At 66.6% G+C, this 20,824-nt stretch carries 19 protein-coding genes; 5 read left to right on the forward strand and 14 right to left on the reverse strand.

The features are described 5' to 3' along the window. Nucleotides 1-4 precede the first annotated feature (4 nt). Both U0042_RS20040 and U0042_RS20045 read left to right on the forward strand, forming a co-directional pair. A complete protein-coding gene (locus U0042_RS20040) occupies nucleotides 5-1,033 on the forward strand; it encodes a serine/threonine protein kinase (protein WP_114814137.1) in 1,029 nt (342 codons plus the stop codon). A gap of 423 nt (nucleotides 1,034-1,456) precedes the next feature. Continuing rightward, nucleotides 1,457-2,215, forward strand: a complete 759-nt coding sequence (locus U0042_RS20045; protein WP_114814136.1) for a PepSY-associated TM helix domain-containing protein — start codon at nucleotides 1,457-1,459, stop codon at nucleotides 2,213-2,215. 130 nt (nucleotides 2,216-2,345) lie between these two features. Here the strand turns inward: U0042_RS20045 and U0042_RS20050 are convergent, their stop codons facing one another. From U0042_RS20050 to U0042_RS20115, 14 genes are all read right to left on the reverse strand, one after another. Then, entirely contained in the window at nucleotides 2,346-3,368 is a 1,023-nt protein-coding gene (locus tag U0042_RS20050) for an XdhC family protein (RefSeq protein ID WP_114814135.1), read from the reverse strand. Beyond that, nucleotides 3,341-3,955 (reverse strand): CoxG family protein, encoded by a 615-nt coding sequence (locus U0042_RS20055; protein ID WP_114814134.1) that lies wholly within the window; start codon nucleotides 3,953-3,955, stop codon nucleotides 3,341-3,343. The genes U0042_RS20050 and U0042_RS20055 overlap by 28 nt, the downstream gene beginning before the upstream one ends. Continuing rightward, nucleotides 3,946-5,184: a vWA domain-containing protein gene (locus tag U0042_RS20060; RefSeq protein ID WP_232833526.1), complete on the reverse strand. Its 1,239-nt coding sequence runs from the start codon at nucleotides 5,182-5,184 to the stop codon at nucleotides 3,946-3,948. The genes U0042_RS20055 and U0042_RS20060 overlap by 10 nt, the downstream gene beginning before the upstream one ends. Beyond that, a complete protein-coding gene (locus tag U0042_RS20065) occupies nucleotides 5,163-6,050 on the reverse strand; it encodes an AAA family ATPase (protein WP_114814132.1) in 888 nt (295 codons plus the stop codon). Before U0042_RS20065 ends, U0042_RS20060 begins: the two co-directional genes overlap by 22 nt. Nucleotides 6,051-6,144: 94 nt before the next feature. Then, nucleotides 6,145-6,948, reverse strand: a complete 804-nt coding sequence (locus U0042_RS20070) for an FAD binding domain-containing protein (RefSeq protein ID WP_114814131.1) — start codon at nucleotides 6,946-6,948, stop codon at nucleotides 6,145-6,147. 13 nt (nucleotides 6,949-6,961) lie between these two features. Then, the gene (locus tag U0042_RS20075) at nucleotides 6,962-9,355 is read right to left on the reverse strand and encodes a xanthine dehydrogenase family protein molybdopterin-binding subunit (RefSeq protein ID WP_114814130.1); all 2,394 of its coding nucleotides are present in this window, start codon (nucleotides 9,353-9,355) and stop codon (nucleotides 6,962-6,964) included. Between the two features lie 11 nt (nucleotides 9,356-9,366). Next, a complete protein-coding gene (locus tag U0042_RS20080) occupies nucleotides 9,367-9,852 on the reverse strand; it encodes a (2Fe-2S)-binding protein (RefSeq protein ID WP_114814129.1) in 486 nt (161 codons plus the stop codon). Nucleotides 9,853-10,253: 401 nt separating this feature from the next. After that, on the reverse strand, nucleotides 10,254-11,657 hold the full coding sequence (locus tag U0042_RS20085) for an amino acid permease (RefSeq protein ID WP_114814128.1): 1,404 nt from the start codon (nucleotides 11,655-11,657) through the stop codon (nucleotides 10,254-10,256). 359 nt (nucleotides 11,658-12,016) lie between these two features. Continuing rightward, nucleotides 12,017-12,673 (reverse strand): response regulator transcription factor RqpR, encoded by a 657-nt coding sequence (rqpR, locus tag U0042_RS20090; RefSeq protein WP_114814127.1) that lies wholly within the window; start codon nucleotides 12,671-12,673, stop codon nucleotides 12,017-12,019. Then, the gene (locus tag U0042_RS20095) at nucleotides 12,670-13,647 is read right to left on the reverse strand and encodes a sensor histidine kinase (protein WP_114814126.1); all 978 of its coding nucleotides are present in this window, start codon (nucleotides 13,645-13,647) and stop codon (nucleotides 12,670-12,672) included. Before U0042_RS20095 ends, rqpR begins: the two co-directional genes overlap by 4 nt. Before the next feature lie 477 nt (nucleotides 13,648-14,124). Further along, on the reverse strand, nucleotides 14,125-14,895 hold the full coding sequence (locus tag U0042_RS20100; protein WP_114814125.1) for a ferredoxin--NADP reductase: 771 nt from the start codon (nucleotides 14,893-14,895) through the stop codon (nucleotides 14,125-14,127). Between the two features lie 291 nt (nucleotides 14,896-15,186). After that, on the reverse strand, nucleotides 15,187-15,831 hold the full coding sequence (locus tag U0042_RS20105) for a LysE family translocator (protein ID WP_114814124.1): 645 nt from the start codon (nucleotides 15,829-15,831) through the stop codon (nucleotides 15,187-15,189). A gap of 57 nt (nucleotides 15,832-15,888) precedes the next feature. Continuing rightward, nucleotides 15,889-16,683 (reverse strand): endonuclease/exonuclease/phosphatase family protein, encoded by a 795-nt coding sequence (locus tag U0042_RS20110; RefSeq protein WP_114814123.1) that lies wholly within the window; start codon nucleotides 16,681-16,683, stop codon nucleotides 15,889-15,891. Between the two features lie 32 nt (nucleotides 16,684-16,715). Beyond that, nucleotides 16,716-17,207 (reverse strand): hypothetical protein, encoded by a 492-nt coding sequence (locus U0042_RS20115; protein ID WP_114814122.1) that lies wholly within the window; start codon nucleotides 17,205-17,207, stop codon nucleotides 16,716-16,718. Nucleotides 17,208-17,587: 380 nt separating this feature from the next. On the opposite strand from U0042_RS20115, the gene U0042_RS20120 reads away from it, so the two are divergent. From U0042_RS20120 to U0042_RS20130, 3 genes are all read left to right on the forward strand, one after another. Further along, entirely contained in the window at nucleotides 17,588-18,571 is a 984-nt protein-coding gene (locus U0042_RS20120; protein WP_114814121.1) for an AAA family ATPase, read from the forward strand. Nucleotides 18,572-19,037: 466 nt separating this feature from the next. Further along, nucleotides 19,038-20,144 carry an NAD(P)/FAD-dependent oxidoreductase gene (locus U0042_RS20125; protein WP_114814215.1) on the forward strand — a complete coding sequence of 369 codons (1,107 nt, stop codon included), beginning with the start codon at nucleotides 19,038-19,040 and terminating at the stop codon, nucleotides 20,142-20,144. A gap of 205 nt (nucleotides 20,145-20,349) precedes the next feature. Then, complete coding sequence (locus tag U0042_RS20130) at nucleotides 20,350-20,661, forward strand: high-potential iron-sulfur protein (protein WP_026120968.1); 312 nt, start codon at nucleotides 20,350-20,352, stop codon at nucleotides 20,659-20,661. The last annotated feature ends 163 nt before the right edge of the window (nucleotides 20,662-20,824 follow it).

Genomic DNA, 20,824 nt, shown 5'->3' on the forward strand with positions numbered 1-20,824 from the left:
GGGGATGAACGACGACATCTCTTCCCCGAACGAGGGCGCAAGCGACGAAGCGCCCTACGCCCGGCTCACACCCGAATGCGTGCTCGATGCGCTGGACGGCGTGCTCTCCACCGTCGGTCTGCGCACCGACGGCCGCATGCTGGCGCTCAACAGCTACGAGAACCGCGTCTACCAGATCGGCGTGGAAGACGGTCCGCCCGTGATCGCGAAGTTCTATCGGCCGAATCGTTGGTCCGACGAAGCGATACTCGAAGAACACGCGTTCGTTGCTGAGCTCGCAGATCGCGAAATTCCCGCCGTGCCCGCGCGTTCCTTTGGCGGACGCACCCTGCACACGTTCGACGGCTTTCGCTTCGCCGTATTCGAACGTCGCGGCGGCCGCGCGCCCGATCTCGACCGACGCGAAACGCTCGAATGGCTCGGCCGTTTCATCGGACGCATTCATGCGGTGGGCGGCACGCAGGACTACCGGGCGCGTCCGTCGCTGGATATTCAGACGTATGGCTACGATTCGCGCGACTTCCTCGTCTCGCACGGCTTCGTACCCGCCGACGTGCGCCACGCGTGGGACACGGCGGTCGCGCTCGCGCTCGAGGGCGTGGAGCGCGCATTCGAGCGGGCCGGCACGTACCGGCGTATCCGCCTGCATGGCGATTGCCATCCAAGCAACGTGCTGTGGACCGACGACGGTCCGCATTTCGTGGACTTCGACGACAGCCGCATGGGCCCCGCCGTGCAGGACCTCTGGATGCTGCTGCCCGGCGACCGCGCCGGCGCATCGCGCGCGCTCACGGACCTTCTTGCGGGCTACGAAGACTTCTGCGAGTTCGATCAGCGCGAACTGCATCTGATCGAAGCGCTGCGCACGCTGCGGCTGATTCACTACTCCGCGTGGCTCGCGCGACGGTGGCACGATCCCGCGTTCCCCGTGGCGTTCCCCTGGTTCAACACGCAGCGCTATTGGGAAGACCGCATTCTCGAACTGCGGGAGCAGATTGGCGCGATGCAGGAAGGGCCGCTCTGGCCGGTCTGAAGCCTTCTGATTTCGCGTTTTACCGTTCTCTTTACTTCACTGCACACGCCGCTGGCTTTCGCCTCGCGGCGTGGTGCCTTTCGCGCACTCCGCTGACACGTAACGAGCCGAAATACCCGCAAGTTGAGAAATCGGTTATCTCGTGTAATGATAGCGATTCTCAATTGAAAGGCATCGCCAGCCTTCGTCACATCTCTCCTCTGTGACCGCCAGCCAGCCTCCAGGCAGGATCTAACCCGGACCGACGATCGTGCACATCGGCCATGCCGTTGGCGGCGCGACTGATCTGCGTGCCGTCCGGTGCGGTCGTTTCTGCGTCCTGAACCATCGTCATCGCTCTCTTCTGCGGCTTCACGCCGCGAGAAGCGCGTGGTGGTCGCCCCTATCCTTTGAACCTCGTTGTGCCTGCGCACGGAGCTTGAGTTGAACGCGCCTGAATCCATCGATGCCCTTTCTCCCATGCGGAGCACGCCCATCACGGCGAAACCGGTTGCCGCCGCGGCGCTGCAGAGCACGAGCACCCTTCCGCGCATCGACGACGTGGAAGAGGCCGCGCGTCGACAGCGTTGGCGGCGCGCGAACTTCATCAAGTGGCTGCGCAATGTGCACGGCTGGATCGGACTGTGGGGAGCCGTGATCGGGCTGATGTTCGGCGTGACGGGCTTCCTGCTCAACCATCGCGGGGGACCGCTGAAGGTGTCCACCGGCGAGCCGCGCGTCGAGCAGGTGCAGGTCGCGCTGCCTGACACGCCGCCTCGCTCGCCGCAGGAAATGATGCGTTGGCTTCAACGCGAACTGAAGATCGACGGCAAGCCGGGCCGTGTTCGTCGCGAGCCGGCTCACCCTGTGGCATGGGGCGATCAGCGTACCGTGCAGCCGGAGTTCTGGCAGATAACGCTCGCCGCACCCGGCCACAGCGTGCAGGCCGAATACTGGGTGGGCAACGGCTATGTTTCGGTGAAGAACACGAGCAACACGTTCTTCGCGACGCTCACGAACCTGCACCGCGGCGTGGGCGTGTCGTTGGTGTGGGTGCTGCTCATGGACACCATCGCGGGTTCGCTGATCCTGCTCTCGCTCACGGGCGTGCTGCTCTGGACCGAGCTGCACAAGAAGCGCACGGTCGGCGTGGTGCTGGTGTTGGGTTCAGTGGCAGCGGCGCTGGCGGCCGGGCTGATGTGATTCTGATGCGATAACGAGATCGCGGCGCTTTGGGGCCCGAGCTAACGCTTGCCGGCGCCTTCAGCCGCTGCGTGCCCTGCTTCTCAAACGCAGCATCCCAACGGCGCGGCTTGCCTCCTGTGCCGCGGCGCTACACCTTGCACGCCGCGCCCGCATTCGCTGCAATTTCGCGCGCAGCCTTCGCGCCTTCCACTTGCAGCAGGGTAGGCAGCGAAACGCCGTTCTTCGCGGCCGTCACCTCGGCCAGAATCGAGACGGCAATCTCCGGCGGCGTGCGGCTGCCGATGTAGATGCCCACCGGACCATGCAGCCGCGCAAGCTGCGCTTCATTCAGGTCGAACTCCTTCAAACGCTCGCGCCGCGCCGCGTTGTTGCGGCGCGAGCCCAGCGCGCCCACGTAGAACGCGGGCGTCTTGAGCGCCTCCATCAGCGCGAGGTCGTCGAGCTTCGGGTCGTGCGTGAGCGCGATCACCGCGCAGCGCTCGTCGAGCTTCATGTCGAGCACGGTGTCGTCGGGCATCGTGCGGACGATCTTCGTGCCCGGCACGTCCCACACGTCGGTGTATTCCTCGCGCGGATCGCACACGGTCACCTGGTAGTCGAGGCCCACCGCGATCTGGCAGAGGTAGCGCGAGAGCTGCCCCGCGCCGATCACGAGCATGCGGTAGCGCGGCCCGTGAATAGTGAGCAGGCGCGCGCCGTCGAAATCCACGCCGTCGGTGGCGAGTGCGGGGCCGAGTGTCGCCTTGCCCGTGGCCATGTCCAACGTGCGCGCGACGAGCCGCCCTTCCTCCACGGCCTGGCATAGTTCGCCGATGCCGCCCGCTTTCGTCAGCGGTTCCAGCACCAGCTGGATCGTGCCGCCGCACGGCAGTCCGAAGCGATGCGCTTCTTCCGCGGTGATGCCGTACTTCACGCTCTCCGGGTGCGTCTGTTCGATGCCGAGCCGCCGTACGCGGTCGATCAGATCGTCTTCGATGCAGCCGCCCGATACCGAGCCCACCACCAGCCCGTCGTCGCGCACGGCGAGCATCGCGCCTTCGGGCCGAGGCGACGAGCCCCACGTCTTCACCACTGTGACGAGCAGCGCGCGATGTCCTTCTTCAAGCCAGCGTGCGCTGGACTTCAGGACCTCGAGATCCACGCTTTCCATGACTTTTTCCTCTTCGTTTCGCCGGTATCTGCTTCTGTTCCCGCTGCTGCGCCGGCCGCGCCTTCGAGCGATTCCGCCTCGCTTTCCGTGGCGCCGCTTGCTGTTTGCAGGGTGCCTTCTTCGTCCGCGGCGTCAGACGCTGCCGGTCCACCCACGTGTTCGCTGAAGCGCTTGAAGAACTCGCCCGCGATCTTGCGCGCCGCGCCGTCCACGAGCCGCGAGCCGATCTGCGCGAGCTTGCCGCCCACCTGCGCATGCGCCGTGTACGAGAGCTTCGTCGCGGCATCGCCCTCGGGTTCGAGCGTCACCTGCGCGCTGCCCTTGCCGAAGCCCGCTACGCCGCCCTGGCCTTCGAACACGATGGTGTAGGCACGCGGCGCGTCGATGTCGGTGAGCAGCATGCGTCCTTTGAAGTGCGCCTTCACGGGCCCGACGTGCGCCTGCATCGTGAGTGCGTACGCATTCTCGCCGTCGGGCTCGATGCTTTCGCAGCCCGGAATGGATTGGCGCAGGATGGCCGTGTCGTTGAGCGCTTCCCATGCGCGCTGCTGCGGGACTGGCAACGTGTAGCTTTCCGTCAGTTGCATTGCGTCGCTCCTCCGGTTGTTTTCGTGTGCGATGTCAGCGCCTGTGGCCACGGTCCGCCAAGGCTGCGGGCAAACGCTTCGAGGCTTTCGAGATTATGGATCGGATGGCAAGAATCGACATGGGGCGCGATCGCCTGCACGCCCCGTGCGGTCGGCGAGAAATCACGATAGCGCAGCAGCGGATTGAGCCACACCACGCGATGCGCGAAGCGATGCAGGCGGGCCATCTCGGCTTCGAGCACGTCGATGGCTTCGTAGTCGAGGCCGTCCGTGACGAGCAGCACGGTGGCGCGGCCCGCGAGTACGCGCCGGGCCCAGCGTCGGTTGAACTCCGCGAGCGCGGCGCCGATGCGCGTGCCGCCCGACCAGTCCGACACTTGTGCCGAGAGCGCCGCGATGGCCACGTCGGGATCGCGTTCGCGCAGCGCGCGCGTGGCATGCGTGAGCCGCGTGCCGAACAGGAACACCTGAAGCCGCTCGCGCGATTGCAGGAGCGCGTGGCAGAAATAGAGCACCGCGCGCGAGTAGCTGCTCATCGACCCGGAGATGTCGAGCAGCAGCACGAGCGGCGGCTTGCGTTGCACGACGGCACGGTACTTCCAGACGGTCCAGTCGCCGCCCGCGCGCACGGCGTGGCGGGCGCTCGCGCGCAGATCGGCGCGGCTGCCGCGCGACGCGGCCTTGAGCCGCCGCGTCGGCTCAGTCGCGAGCGGCAGACGATGGCCGCGTATCAGATGCCGCAGCGCGCGCCATTCGTCGGCCGAGAGCGTGTCGAAATCGCGCTGGCGCAGACGTTCCTCTGCGCTGAACGTCACTCGCGCGTGCAGTTCGTGGCGCTCTTGCGCGGCAGACGGCGGGTTCGCGCCCGCGGGCGGACGACGTGCGGCGAGTGCATCGGCGAGACGGTTGTTGCGCTTCGGCGGCGGCATGGCGCCTTGCACCTTCGGTAGCAGGAGCGCGCGCAGCTTGCCTTCCCAGTCCGGGTCGCGCCAGAAGAGATCGAACGCGGCGTCGAACAGCTCGCGCTCGTCGGGCGCCGAAACGAGCAGCGTCGCGAGCGCGGCGCGCACGTCGTCGCGGCGGCCGATGTCGATCCAGCCCAAGGCGTCGAGCGCGTCCACGGCGTGGGCCGGCGACATCGGCAGACCCGCGGCGCGCAGCACGCGCACGAAGTGCACGACGTTGCGCACGAGAGGCGGCATGGCGGTCATGGGCTCATGGCGAGACATTGCGCGATCTGCTGTGCGTCGAGCCGCGCGAGGTCGTCCTGATACTTGAGCAGCACACCGAGCGTGTTCTGCACCGACTGCGGATCGAGCTCCGTCACGCTGAGCGCGGCGAGCGCCCGGCACCAGTCGATGGTCTCCGCGATGCCCGGCGCCTTAAAGAGATCCATGCCGCGCAACTGGTGCACGAAATCCACGGCGCGGCGCTGCAACTCCGCCGACGTCTGCGGCGCACGCGCCGCCACGATGGCGAGTTCGCGCTCGCGGTCGGGGTAGCCGATCCATTGATAGAGGCAGCGGCGCTTGAGCGCGTCGTGCACTTCGCGCGTGCGGTTCGACGTCATCACGACGAGCGGCGGCTGTTGTGCGCGCACGGTGCCGTACTCGGGAATGGACACCTGGAAGTCGGAGAGCAGTTCCAGCAGAAACGCCTCGAAGGGCTCGTCGGCGCGGTCTATTTCGTCGATGAGCAGCACGCGCCGCGCGCCCGGATGATGCTCGTCGGGCAGCAACGCTTGCAGCAGCGGACGCTTGAGCAGGAATTCGCCGCGGTACAGCGTGTCGTTGTCGGGCCGTTCGCCCGCGGCTTCGGCCAGACGCAACGCCATGATCTGGCGCGGGTAGTCCCATTCGTAGAGCGCGCTCGCGGTGTCGAGCCCTTCGTAGCATTGCAGCCGCAAGAGCGTCGTGCCGAGCATGCCCGCTGCGGCCTTCGCGAGTTCCGTTTTGCCGACGCCCGGCTCGCCTTCGAGGAAGAGCGGCCGCTCCATGCGCAGCGCGAGATAGAGCGCGGTGGCGAGTTCGCGGCTCGCCAGATAGCCTTGCGCCGCGAGTTGCGCGAGGGTGTCGTCGATTGAGGCGGGCTGCATGGTGCTCCTGACTGTCGCTCGTTTTGGCGCTGCTGCGAAGTCGCCGCGGGTCGGCACTGCACCCGCGGCGACTTCGCAGACGCGAGCGTCCGCGCTACCCGTTGGCCTTCGCGACCGCGCGCGCGGCGAGCACGGGAATCAGATGCGCGCGGTACTCGGCGCTGCCGTGCAGGTCGTTGTTGAGGTCATCGGCGGATACCGTCACGGCGCGTGCGGCTTCGGGCGTGAAGTTCGCGGCGAGCGCGGCTTCCAGGTCCGTGGCGCGGAACACGGAAGGCGCCGCGCCCGTCACCGCAACGCGCACGCCGCCTGCCGACTTCGCCACGAATACGCCCACCAGCGCGAAATGCGACGCCGGGTTGAAGAACTTCTCGTACGCGGCACGCTCGGGCACGGGAAATTCGACGGCGGTGATGAGTTCGTCGGCGTGGAGCGCGGTTTCGTACATGCCGAGGAAGAAGTCGTCGGCGGTGATGCGGCGACGGTCGGTGACCACGGTGGCGCCGAGCGCGACAAGCCCGGCCGGGTAGTCGGCGGCGGGATCATTGTTCGCAATCGAGCCGCCGAGGGTGCCGAGCGCACGCACCTGGCGGTCGCCGATGTTGCCCGCGAGATCGGCCAGCGCCGGCAGCACGCGCCGTATCTCCGCGTGCCCGGCGACGTCCGCGTGGCACACGGCCGCGCCGATGGTCACTGTCTTCGCGTCGGCGCGAATGTCCTTGAGCGCCGGGATGCGGGTGACGTCGATCAACGCCGAAGGCTGCGCGAGCCGCAGGCGCATGGTGGGCAGCAGGCTCTGCCCGCCCGCCAGGAATTTCGCCTCGCTGTTGCCGGAGAGCGCGGCGACGGCGGCCTTCGCATCGGCGGCGCGCTGATAGTCGAACGAATACGAGTACATGTCGTCTTCTCCCTCAGCTGTGGGTCGCCGGACTTTGCACCGCGCGGATCGCCGACCACACGCGATGCGGCGTGGCGGGCATCTGGATGTCCTTCACGCCGAGCGGCGCGAGGGCGTCGACAATCGCATTGATGATGGCCGGCGGCGAACCGATGGCGCCCGCTTCGCCGCAGCCCTTCACGCCGAGCGGATTGTGCGTGCAGGGCGTGCCCTTGGCTGTTTCCACGTTGAACGAGGGCAGGTCGGAGGCACGCGGCATCGCGTAGTCCATGTACGAGCCGGAGAGCAGCTGGCCGGTTTCCGTGTCGTAGACGCAGCGTTCCAGCAGCGCCTGGCCGATGCCCTGGCCCAGGCCGCCATGCACCTGGCCTTCGACAATCATCGGGTTGATGACGTTGCCGAAGTCGTCCACGGCCGTGAAGCGGTCGATGCGCGTCTCGCCCGTGTCGGGGTCCACCTCGACTTCGCAGACGTAGGCGCCCGAGGGATACGTGAAGTTGGTCGGGTCGTAGAAGGCGCTTTCGTCGAGGCCCGGCTCCAGCGTTTCGAGCGGATAGTTGTGCGGCACGTACGCGGCGAGCGAGATGTCGGTGAAGGTCTTCGTGCGGTCGGTGCCGCTCACGCGGAACACGCCGTTATGAAACTCGATGTCTTCCGCCGACGCTTCCAGCAGGTGCGCCGCGATCTTCTTCGCCTTCGCCTCGATCTTGTCGAGCGCCTTCATGATGGCCGAGCCGCCCACCGCGATGGAGCGCGAGCCGTACGTGCCCATGCCGAACGGAATGCGGCCGGTGTCGCCGTGCACGATCTCGATGTTGTCGATGGGCACGCCGAGGCGGTCGGAGACCACCTGCGCGAAGGTCGTTTCGTGGCCCTGGCCGTGGCTGTGCGAGCCGGTGAACACGGTGACGGAGCCGGTGGGATGCACGCGGATCTCGCCCGCCTCGAAGAGCCCGGCGCGCGCGCCGAGCGCGCCCGCGATGTTCGACGGCGCGAGCCCGCAGGCCTCGATGTAGCACGAGTAGCCGAGCCCGCGCAGCTTGCCGTTCCGCTTCGACGCATCGCGCCGGGCCGCGAAGCCTGCGACGTCCGCAAGTTCGAGCGCGCGGCCAAGGCACGCTTCGTAGTCGCCGGTGTCGTAGGTGAGCCCGACGGGCGTTGCGTACGGGAACGCGCGGATGAAGTTGCGGCGGCGCAGTTCGGCCGGATCGATGTTCATCTCGTGCGCCGCGGTCTCGACAAGGCGCTCCACCACGTAGGTCGCTTCGGGGCGGCCTGCGCCGCGATAGGCGTCCACGGGCACAGTGTTCGTGAACACCGCTTTCACTTCGGCGTAGATGGCGGGCGTGGTGTACTGCCCAGCCAGCAGCGTGGCGTAGAGGATGGTCGGCACGCTGGAGGCGAACGTCGAGAGATACGCGCCCATGTTCGCCGTGGTGTGCACGCGCATGGCGAGGAACTTGCCGTTGGCGTCCAGCGCGAGTTCGGCCTTCGTCACGTGGTCGCGGCCGTGGGCGTCGGAGATGAAGGACTCGGAGCGGTCGGCTGTCCACTTCACGGGCCGGCGAATTTTCTTCGAGGCCCAGGTGAGCGCCACGTCCTCGGCGTAGAGAAAAATCTTCGAGCCGAAGCCGCCGCCCACGTCGGGCGCCACCACGCGCACCTTCGATTCGGGCAGCGAGAGCACGAACGCCGCCATCAACAGACGCTCGACGTGCGGGTTCTGGTTCGCCACGTAGACCGTGTAGCTGTCGTCCTGCGGCGAGTAGCTCGCGTTGACGGCGCGCGGCTCGATGGCGTTCGGGATCAGCCGGTTGTTGACGATCTCGAGCGTGGTGACGTGCGCGGCGCCGGCGAACGCGGCGTCTGTCGCGCTTTTGTCGCCGTGGCCCCACGTGTAGCAGGTGTTGTTGGGCACGTCGTCGTGCACGAGCGGCTGGCCGGGGTCCGCGGCATGCGCCGTGTCGATCACGGCGGGCAGCATGTCGTACTCGACCTCGATGGTCTCGGCCGCGTCTTTTGCTTCCTTCACCGATTCCGCGATGACGAGCGCGACCTGGTCGCCCACGTGCCGCGCCTTCGTATGCGCGATCACGGGATGCGGCGGCTCGCGCATGGGCGAACCGTCGATGCTGTGAATCAGCCAGCCGCACGGCAGGCCGCCCACGTTTTCCGCGGCGAGGTCCGCGCCGGTGAATATCGCGATGACGCCGGGCATGGCCTTCGCGGCGTCCGTATTCACGCTCTGGATCGTGGCGTGCGCGTAAGGCGAGCGCACGAATACGGCGTACGTCTGTTGCGGCAGCACGATGTCGTCGGTGTACTGGCCGCTGCCGGTGAGGAAGCGATAGTCCTCCTTGCGCTTCACGGAGGCGCCGATCATCCGTTGCTGTTCGGGTGCGTTCATGGTCGGCTCCTTCACGCGCGCGGCGCGTCCGCCTTCATGGCGGCGGCGCCTTCCAGCACGGCTTTCACGATGTTGTGATAACCCGTGCAGCGGCACAGGTTGCCGTCCAGCTGACGGCGCACGTCGGCTTCGGTGAGATCGGGGTTCTGCGCAACGAGGGCCGCGGCGCTCATCACCATGCCCGGCGTGCAGAAACCGCATTGCAGTCCGTGGCATTCGCGAAACGCGGCCTGCATGGGATGCAGCGCGCCGTTGGCCGCGAGTCCTTCGATGGTGGTGACGTCGGCGCCTTCGGCCTGCACGGCAAGCATGTTGCACGCCTTCACGGCGCGGCCGTTCAGATGGACGGTGCAGGCGCCGCATTGCGCGGTGTCGCAGCCGATGTGGGTGCCGGTCAGGCGCAGCTTGTCGCGTAGAAACTGGACCAGCAGCGTATGAGGCTCGACCTCGGCGGTCACGGGCGCGTCGTTGACCGTCAGGCGGATACTGATCGCCATCGCTTGTCTCCTATGGGGGTAGAGACCTGCCTGGGCCCGCATTCACCTTCACTGTCCTGCCATGTCGCCCGGCTGCCGCTTGTGTGGCCTGCGGCACACCTGCATAGAGGGTCCGACTGGGGTCCGGCTGGTTTGTGCTTTTACGGTGTTGCTCGCGGTGTTGCTACGAATGTCGCCTTCAGTGCTGCCCGGGAAGTAAAGCACAAATTCCGCCGTCGTGCTGCGCGGGTTTTACCGCTCGGGCCGGGTTGGCGCGGCGGTGGCCGGCTCGGCGCGAGGCGTGAAAAAACGGCACATCCGTTGCCGGATGTGCCGTTGGGTATGCGCGGCGGCGAAGGCTGGCCGTGCGCGGTATCGGAGCGAGCGGAAGGCGCCGCGTGCGCCTTGCTCAGTGGCTTGGCTCAGTGCGCGTCGGTCGTATGCGCCAGACGCGAGTGATGACGCGAGTAGCCGAAGTACACCACCATCCCGATCACGAGCCATACGAGGAACGCGATCCACGTAACGGGCTGCAGGTTCACCATCAGGAAGAGGCACGACGCCACCGCGAGCACCGGCACCACCGGCACGCCGGGGCAGCGGAAGGCGCGCGGCAGCTCGGGATGCGTCTTGCGCAGCACCAGCACGGCGATGGAGACCATCGAAAAAGCCGCGAGCGTGCCGATGTTGATGAGTTCGGCCAGCACGTTGAGCGGCACGAGCGCGCCGATCAGGCCGAAGAAGATGCCCACGAGCCACGTGGTGAGGAACGGCGTCGCAAAGCGCGGATGCACGCGCGAAAGCGCGGCGGGCAGCAGGCCATCGCGCGACATGGCGAAGATGACGCGCGTCTGGCCGTAGCTCATCACGAGAATCACGGTGAGCATGCCGAGCACGGCGCCCAGGTCGATGAAGCCGGCCACCCACGTCTGGCCGGCCACCTGCAACGCGTACGACACCGGGTGAGAAATGTCGGCAAATTTCGCCGACGGCACGATGCCGGTCACGACCGCCGCCACGACCACGTAGAGCACGGCGCAGACAGCGAGCGACGCGATGATGCCCACCGGCAGGTCGCGCTTCGGGTTCTTCACTTCCTCGGCTGCGGACGAGACCGAATCGAAGCCGATGAACGCGAAGAACATGACGGCCGCGGCCCCGAACACGCCGTGCCAGCCGTTCGGCATGAACGGCGTCCAGTTGGCGGGCGTCACGTGGAACACGCCCACTGCGATGACGAGTAGCACGACCGTCACCTTGATCGCGACCATGATGTTATTGATGCGCGTGGATTCGCGCACGCCGACGGAGAGCAGCGCGGTGATCGCCATCATCACGAGGAAGGCGGGCAAGTTGAAGAGCGTGGTGACGCCCTTTACGGCCCCCGGCGCGGCCGTGAGCGCCACGGGCAGCGCAATGCCGAAGCCCGAGAGCAGTGATTGCAGGTAGCCCGACCAGCCCACCGAGACCGCCGAGGTGGCGAGCCCGTATTCCAGCATCAGGTCCCAGCCGATGACCCAGGCTGCAAGCTCGCCGAGCGTCGCGTACGAATAGGTGTAGATGGAGCCGGCAACAGGGATCGTGGAAGCGAACTCGGCGTAGGCGAGCGCGGCGAAACAGCAGGCAATGGCGGCGATCACGAAGGAGACCATCAGCGCGGGGCCGGCCTGAACTGCGCCTGTGCCGGTCAGCACGAAGATGCCCGTGCCGATGATGGCGCCGATGCCGAGAAACGTGAGGTCGAGGGCGCCGAGGGCTTTTTTGAGGCCGGCGCTTTGCGCCCCGGCCAGCATGTGTTCGACGTTTTTCCTGCGAAAGAGGGACATTGTCCGGGGTCTCCTGTGATGCCTGCGCCGCCGTCCGCGTTCTGTGCGGGGGCGCGCCGATAGTGCGTTTCCGGATGAGCGGAAACTGAGGCGAAACTAAACGGAAAACTAAGGGGAAACCCGCGATTTTAGCCGATGTGGGATGGCGGCTCTCTCGGGCGCGGCGCTCCGGCAGGGTGGAATGGAGAGAAAGTCGCCCCATGTTGGGGCGCAGGGAGCGCGAAGTTCACGCTTGGGTACGCAGGGGGAGCGGGCTTTTGCGGATTCGGGCAAATTGCCGCAATGAAAGCGCGGCGGCGTGCAGATGCGTTTCGGGGGCCCTTCTTGGGCCTTCCCCGAGCGTTCGCCGTGCCGCTGCCTCAGCCCGTCATCGCGGGGTTCAGGTCGATGAGGCGGTTGCTCATCACGTAGAACGTGAGTTCGGCGTTGTTGCTGAGCTTCATCTTCTCCAGCAGCCGCGTGCGGTACACGCTCACCGTCTTGACCGACAGCGACAGCGCTTCTGCGATGTCCGTGAGGCGCTTGCCCGAAGCCAGCATGCAGAGCGTCTGGTACTCGCGGTCCGAGAGTTTTTCGTGCGGCAACTGCTCGCCGTCGAACGAGACGTAATCGGCGAGCGCTTCGGCCATCGCCGGGCTCACGTACTTGCGGCCGGCCGCGACCTGCTGGATCGCGGCGATCATCTGCGCGGCGTCCACGGTCTTGGAGAGATAGCCCGCCGCGCCGGCCTTGAGCGCGCGCACGGCGTACTGGTCTTCGCGATACATCGAGAACATCAGCACCGGTATGCGCGGCGCCTTGCGCTTGATCCGCTTCAGCACCTCGACGCCGTTCGTGTCGGGCAACGAAATGTCGAGCAGGACGACGTCGTAGACGTACTTGCCGACGGCGGCGAGCGCGTCCGCGCCGTTTTCGGCCTCGGAGACTTCGCGCGCCACGCGGCGGTCCAGCAGCAATTGACGCACGCCCTGGCGCACCACGGCGTGATCGTCCACGAGCAGGATGCGCAGGCTCATCGCAGGACCTTCGCCTGGCAAACGGCGCTGGCTTGCGCGGGGACGGCGCCCATCAGCGCGTCCCACGCGAAGCGGGCGCGCAGGCGGGTGCCGTGCTTCGGGCGGCCGGCGGCGGTGGTAGCGATAGCGGTTGCACCAAGGCGCTTTGCCATGATCTGCAACTTGCCGCCGAAGGCTTCGCAGCGCACCCGCATACCGCTGACGCCGAAATGGCCGTCGAACTCGGCGTCGTCGTGGTCGACTGCCGAGCGGCAGCGCCGGGCGGCGCGCGGGGAGAGACCGACACCGTCGTCGCTGACGATCAGCGTGAGGTAGCGGCGGCTCGTTTCGATCTGGACGTCGGCGCCCGTTGCCTGCGCGTGCCGCGCTACGTTAGTGAGCGCTTCCTGTGCGACCCGGAAGACGGCCAGCGCAGAGGCCGGCGGAAGCCGCGTGAGCCGCACGTCGGCGGCGCAGACCAGGCTGGTGCGAAGGCCGGTGCGCTGGGCGAAGCCGCCCGTCCATTGAGACAGCGCGCGCACGATGCCCGCGTCCAGTTGCGGTGCGTGCAGACCGGCGAGGGCCTGGCGCACGGCGTCGCCCGTCGCTTCGAGCGACCGACGGACGAGCGCGAACGCCTCCAGCGCGGCTTGCGGGGCGTGGTCGGCAAGGCGTGTTTCGAGATTGGCGAGGGCAAAGTGGGTGGCCGTGAGTTCGGCGCCCACGCTGTCGTGCAACTCGCGCGCGAGCTGGCGTCGCGTGGCTTCGCCCACAGCGGCCAGTTCGGCGGCGAGCGCGTTCACGCGAGTCCGCAGGCGGACGAGTTCGGAGACGCCATTGGCCTGCAACGGCGTGGCCGCAGCCGCGGTTACGGCGAGCGAAGGCGGATCGCCCGGTGCGAGCGTGCGCATGTCTGCGGCCGGCGTGCCGCGTGCCGCACGCTTTGGGCGGGCGGGCACACTGCCGCTGATCGGTATGACGGTCGACGTATCCATGACTCTCCCTTGAGGAAGCGGTTCAGCCAGACGGTTTGCGTCGATTGACGAAGGCGCCGAACGGATATCGCGCTACGGCGCGGAACCAGAAAATTACCACGGCCGGGCGTAACGAAATTTACATTCAGTAACAAGGCGGCGCGCAGTCTTGACGGCCCCAAGGCATGCCCAGGCTGCGCCGCGATGATAGCCCAAAAAAATGTAAAAAGCAGTCAGGACAAGGCTTCGCGAGCGGTTTTTATACGACAGTCTGAGGTATGTCGGCCAAGTCCTTGTAGGAAGAATGCCGACATGAAAGGTAAAGGGAAGGTGGGGATTTGTAACGGCGGGACACCGCGGCGGTGCGGTCAGGTTGCGTCTGCCCCACATCCCTTCCAGACGAAAAAAAACCGGAGCCCAAAGCTCCGGTTTCCACTGCCAGCCGCCGCCGAGCGGCGAGGCGTTATCCATCCGCACACCGTAGTGCGCGTTTCACCCTCAGCCCACGAACGCCTTTTCCACCACGTAGTGGCCGGGGTCGTTATTGCTGCCTTCCTTGAAGCCGAGGCCGTCCAGCAGTTCGCGCGTGTCGCGCAGCATGTGCGGGCTGCCGCACAGCATGACGCGGTCGTTTTCCAGCGAGAACGGCGGCACGTTCAGGTCTTCGAACAGCTTCTTCGTTTCGATCAGCTCGGTGATGCGGCCGCGGTTCTCGAACGTCTCGCGCGTGACCGTCGGGTAATAGACCAGCTTTTCGCGCACGACGTCGCCCAGGTACTCGTGGTTGCGCAGGTCTTCGGTGATGAATTCCTTGTACGCCAGTTCGTCGACGAAACGGCAGGTGTGCGTGAGCACCACCTTTTCGTAGCGGTCGTACACGTCCGGGTCTTTGATGATCGACATGAACGGCGCGAGCCCCGTGCCCGTGGAAAGCAGCCACAGCGTCTTGCCGGGCAGCAGGTTGTCAGCCATGAGCGTGCCGGTAGGCTTCTTGCCGATCAGCACCGAGTCGCCCACCTTCAGGTGTTGCAGACGCGAGGTGAGGGGGCCGTCCTGAACCTTGATGCTCAGGAATTCCAGGTGCTCTTCGTAGTTCGCGCTCGCCATGCTGTAGGCGCGGATCAACGGCTTGCCGTCGACTTCGAGGCCCACCATCGTGAACTGGCCGTTCTCGAAACGCAGGCCCGGGTCGCGCGTGCAGGTGAAGGTGAAGAGCGTGTCGGTCCAGTGATGGACGGAAAGAACGGTTTGCGTGGTCAGATTGCTCATGGTTCCAGGATGTGCAAAACAAGGGCCGCGGCGGCAGGCGCCGGCTGGCAGGCAAAGGCTGTGTGCTGCGCGAACCCGGTCCGGGAACAATGCGCAATCGGCTATTTTACCGCGCCTCGTGAGGGCGGGCGCCGTAGCGGCGGAACGCGGGACGGGTGTGGGGGTATGGCTCGCGTGCGGATGGTCATGCGGCCCGGCAGACGATTTTCATGAAATGATACCAAACCGCTCCTGCGCCGCAGCATTGACCCTCCTGCGAGAAGAGGTGCTGGCAGGCGCCTGCCGACGCTTTCAACGGTCGGCGGCGAGCTTCACACCCAGCCCGACGAGCGCGGCGCCACAGAGCGCATCCACGGGCCGGCGCAGTCGCCGGTAGCCGCGCTGCGTACGCTCGGCCGCGAACATGAAGGCCACGCTGCTATACCAGCCGGCCGAGAGCGCGGAGATCAGCACGAGCACCACGCCGTAGAACCACAGTGGCGGGTGCTGCGGGAACATCGCGGCAAACACGCTCGTCCAGAACACGCACGACTTGGGATTCGTGAGGCACGTAACGAGGCCGGTGCGCCACGCGCGGAAGTACGCGCGACGATCGGCCGCGGGCGGCGTATCGGCGGGCAGCCTGGTTTGCACAGCATCGTCGCGCCGTGCGCCGGAACGCAGCAGCTTGATGCCGAAGTAGACGAGATACAGCGCACCGGCAATGCGGATGCCGCCATAGAGCCAGTCGATTTTTTGCAGCACCGCGGCCACGCCGAGCATGGCGAGCGCCGCCCAGATCGTGGAGGCCGTGCCCACGCCCAGCGCCGATGCGGCGCCCAGGCCCCGCCGTCCCGCAAGCGACAGCTGCGTGATCATGAAGAAGTTCGGGCCCGGGCTTGCCGCGGCGAACAGGTAGACGACGGCGATTTGCAGCAGGATCGGCAGGTAGTGCATGGAGGGGGCGCAGAAGCGGAACGGCGAGGCGAAGCGCCGATTCTAGCGCCGCCGCGCTCAGTCCAGACGCAGTTTCGCGATGTACGGCAGATGATCGGAGAGCCACGACGTTTCGGCGGCGGGCTGGATCAGTTCGACCGGCTTCATGCCGCGCACGAACATCTTGTCGAGCGCGAGCGCGGGCGAGAACGCCGGGAACGTGCGGGCCGGCTCGCCGAGCAGCGTGGCCACTTCAGACAGGCCGTGTTCGGCGAAGAGCGGCACCGAGTCGTTGCGCCAGTCGTTGAAGTCGCCGGCCAGCACGAGCGGTCCTTCGGGCGCTTCGCGTGCGATCCAGTGGGCGATCCAGTGCATCTGGCGCAGCCGGGCCTGGCGCGTGAGCGCAAGGTGCGCGCACAGCAGCGTGACCGAGTGCCCGCCAAACGTCGCGCGCGCGACGAGCAGCCCGCGCCGCTCGAAACGGTGGGCCGAGATGTCCCAGCGTCCGCCGGGGTCGAGCGGATGCGGCGAGAGAATCGCGTTGCCGTGCCGCCATGACGGTTTGAAGACGTTGGGCCCCAGCGCGATTTCGAGATCGAGCGCTTGCGCGAGTTCGGTGGCCTGGCAGTGCCAGACGTCGTCGGTGGCGTCTGCCATGCGTTCGCCGAACCCCGCCGAAAGCACCGGCTGCGGCATGCGCCGCGCCATGGCTTCCTGGAGGAAGTAGGCGTCCGCGTGAACGGACTGCACCCAGCGCTGCATGGCCTGCCACGCGGTGAAGCCGAGCGGCGAGCGGCCCTTGTGCAGGTTCCAGCTCACCGCGACGAAGTCCTTGCCTTGAGCCGCGCCGGGCAGGTGTTCGGGGTTTCGCATGCCGATGGTGTCCGTGTGGTTCGTTGTTGCTCTCACGGCTGGTTCACGAGGCTTGCCCGCACGCGATATTCGAGCGCCGGGTCTTTCGGAAGGATCTGCCAGGTCGCCCACTGTCCCGACGGCACGCGCAGGCCGGGATGACTCGCCGCCACCTGGCGCGGCTGCGGCGGCAGCGCGCAGCCTTCGGCCGTACGTTGCGGCGTGTCTTCCTCGAGCACTTCCTGGGCGTCGATGGCGAGCGTCACTTCGTTCGCATTCGCGTCGACGGGCGAGACCGTGAGCGTGCGGGCGAGGTCGATGCTGCCCGCCGGCTGCTGCTTGCAGCCGACGTTATGAGTGACCACGTGATGATGCGTGTCGGTGCGCGCCTGGCCCACCGTCGTGGTGGCTTCGAAGGTGTCGATCTGCTGGCCGTCGCGCATGACCTGCAACTCCCATTGCACGGCCTGCTGCGCATCGGCGAACAGCGGGGCGCCCAGCAGCAAGGCGCCAGGCAGCAGGGCGGCGAGGCTCGTTTTCCACATGATTCTTCTGGCTCCGTGCGCGGACCTTTGCGTCAATCGCAGACGTTTTACGCGTCTGGCTGTTCCGCCAATCCGCCTCCATTCGCAATCGACCATCTTACGCCCGATCCGTGCGGCGCCCCACGAGGCCGTCCGCAGGCCGCTGCGGCCTCATGGCGCGCAGGCGGCCCGAACCGATCGAGGATAGGGCTCACATGTGACAGCGCATCCGCGGGATGGGTTCAGCAACACACCGTTGCTCGCTGCGGGTACGCAATCCGCGGACCCTGTTAGCAGCACAGTCTCGCGGCTGCTGGCTTGCACGCCAATATTGCATGGCTACACTGGACTGGAACGGTGCTTGCGTAGCCCGTAAAACGGAAAGCAGGACGGGGTGACACATGACGACGGCAGTGATCAAACAGGAAATTGCGGTGGCGTCGTTCAGCAAGGTCTACGACATCGATCACGTCGAGACGGCGCTGAACGATCTTGGGGAGAGTGCGAACGACGCGCTGCGTAGCACCTACGAGAAGATGCTCAAAGTCGGCAATTTGCGTTTTTGCGTGAAGCCGAACCGCATGCCTTCCATCGACGACCTGATCGGCGCGCTGCCCAACTTCGCCGATCCGCTCGACGACGTGCGGCGGCAAGTGGCGCTGTGCCTTGAAACGGACGACCGCCTGGAACTGATGCCCATTCTGCTGCTGGGCGACCCGGGCATCGGCAAGACGCATTTCGCGAAGCAGCTCGCGCGACTGCTCGGCACGTCTTATCACTACGTCGCGATGAGTTCGCTCACGGCGGGCTGGGTTCTGTCGGGCGCGTCGTCGCAGTGGAAGAACGCGAAGCCGGGCAAGGTGTTCGATGCGCTCGTGCATGGCAGCTACGCCAACCCCGTGATCGCCGTGGACGAGATCGACAAGGCGAGCGGCGATTCGCAATACGACCCGCTCGGCGCGCTCTACGCGCTGCTGGAGCACGACACGGCGCAGACCTTCATCGACGAATTCGCCGAAGTGCCCATCAATGCGGGCCACGTCATCTGGATCGCGACCGCCAATGACGAGCGCGCGATTCCCGAGCCCATTCTCAACCGCATGAACGTCTACGAGATCGCGCCGCCCGACCGCGACGGCGCGCGGCGCATCGCGCAGTCCATCTACGACGAGATCCGCAGCGCGCACAGCTGGGGCGAGCGCTTTCCGGCCGTGCTCGGCGACGGTCCGCTCGACGCGCTCGCGAAGGCATCGCCGCGCGAAATGCGCCGGGCCATTCTGAACGCGTTCGGTACGGCGCGCATCGACGGTCGGGACGAGGTGGAGGCGAGGGATGTCCGGCTCGATTACGGCTCGCGGCGCAAATCCATCGGATTCCAGGGATAGCGAGGTGCCGCCGCGACGCGGGACGCGCGCCGACCATCGGATCGCGTTTTTGCACAAAAACGCCTCGTTTGACCCCAAAAAAGCCGCCTCCGGGCGGCTTTTTCCACATCTGCGGGCGATCGTTCCAAAAAACGAAGGGAATCGTAAGCACATTGTTGTTTTCTCAACAATGATGGCGGCGATGCATCGTCACAATGTCCCTCGAGCGCCTTGGCAGACGGATTGCCAGGGGGCGTTCCGCATGCCGGGGCTGCCCCAACTCGTGGCCGTCGGCGCCTGCGGCAGCGTCGTACAATTTTGACAATGTCGGCCGCATCGGTGGAGACGGGCCGCGTGGCGAGCGCTATCGAGACCATCGAGCGTTATCGAGCGCCAGTGGCAGGCCGGCGGCAGGAACCAGGAAGGCACGAACGAAGGCATGATGTGGGACTGGCAGTCGCACCTTGCCTCCAAGCGGACGTGGGACATGGATCAAATCGAATGTGTGGTGATCGGCGCGGGCGTGGTCGGGCTGGCGATAGCCCGGGCGTTGGCGGCGCGGGGCCGCGAGGTGATCGTGCTCGAAGCGGCCGAAGCGATCGGCGTGGGCACGAGCTCGCGCAACAGCGAAGTGATTCACGCGGGTCTCTACTATCCGCGCGGCTCGCTCAAGGCGGCATTGTGCGTGCGCGGCCGCGAAATGCTCTATGACTACTGCGCCGAACACGGCGTGCCGCACCAGCGCTGCGGCAAGCTGCTCGTCGCGACGGCGCGCAATCAGGTGCCGCAGCTTGAGAGCATCCTCGCGCGCGGCAAGGAGAACGGCGTGTTCGACCTCGTGCGCATCAGCGGCGCCGAGGCCACGGCGCTCGAACCGGCGCTCGAATGCGTGGAAGCGGTGTTCTCTCCGCAGACGGGCATCGTGGACAGCCATCAACTGATGCTCGCCTTGCAGGGCGATGCCGAGCACGACGGCGCCGTGTTCGCGTTTCACGCGCCCGTGCAGGAGATCGAAGCAGCCAACGGACGCTTCGTCGTGCGGGTAGGCGGCGACGAACCCACGGAGATCGGCTGCGCCTGCGTGATCAACAGCGGGGGACTGCACGCGAACGGGCTTGCCCGGCGCATCCGCGGGCTCGACGCCCGCCAGGTGCCGCCGCTCTATCTGGCGCGCGGCAACTACTTCAGCATCTCAGGACGCGCGCCGTTCAGCCGGCTCATCTATCCCATGCCCAACGAGGCGGGGCTGGGCGTGCATCTCACGCTGGACCTCGGCGGACAGGCGCGCTTCGGTCCGGACGTGGAGTGGGTGGACAGCATCAACTACGACGTCGATCCGCGCCGGGCCGAGTCGTTCTATGCGCAGATTCGCGCGTATTGGCCGGGGCTGCCCGATGGCGCGTTGCAGCCGGCTTACGCGGGCATCCGGCCCAAGCTCTCCGGGCCGGGCGAGCCCGCGGCGGACTTCATGATCCAGGGGCCGGCCGCGCACGGCGTGCGCGGGCTCGTGAACCTCTTCGGCATCGAGTCGCCGGGGCTCACGGCGTCGCTCGCCATTGCGCAGCGCGTGTGCGAGGTGGTCGGCCGCGCGTGAGCGGATGCGGCGCTCGATGTATCGAGCGAGGCGGGCTTGCGGCATTGAAACGGTCGCTGCGGCAAGTGCCTGTTGCGCATCGCCGCTTATCTCCATCATTTGGGCCATCACGCGAGGCGGCTTCGTTGTTATGCTTGTCACGCGCCGTCGTCAGAACGGCGAGCAGGTGAGCCTTACCTGTCCCAATGACCTGGAGTGACTCCCCATGAAATCGTCCCGCCGTACTTTCCTTATCACTAGCATTGGTGTTGCCTCTTCGTTGGCCTTGTCCCGTCAGGCGTTTGCCGACGCGCCGAAGGTCTCCGAATCCGATCCCACGGCCGTTGCGCTCGGCTACAAGAACGACGCGGCGCAGGTCGACAAGGCCAAGTACGCGAAGTACGCGGCCGGCCAGCAGTGCAACAACTGCCAGTTCTTCCAGGGCAAGCCCACCGACGCGTGGGCGCCGTGCCCGATGTTCGGCGGCAAGCAGGTGTCCGGCAAGGGCTGGTGCAGCGCATATACGAAGAAGGCCTGAGCGCTGCGCGCCTCATATGCTGCGCCGGGGTTGGTTCGATGCGGCGCAGCATGAGCAGACAGAGTTTGAAACGCGGGGCGCCGTGCTCACCATCGTTCGCCGCCCCGCCTGGTTGTCGAGCTTTGGTGTCCTCATGCGGCAACATGGACGGCCGCTTCAAACG

This window comes from Paraburkholderia kururiensis, from assembly GCF_034424375.1.
Classification (GTDB): Bacteria; Pseudomonadota; Gammaproteobacteria; order Burkholderiales; family Burkholderiaceae; genus Paraburkholderia; species Paraburkholderia kururiensis_A.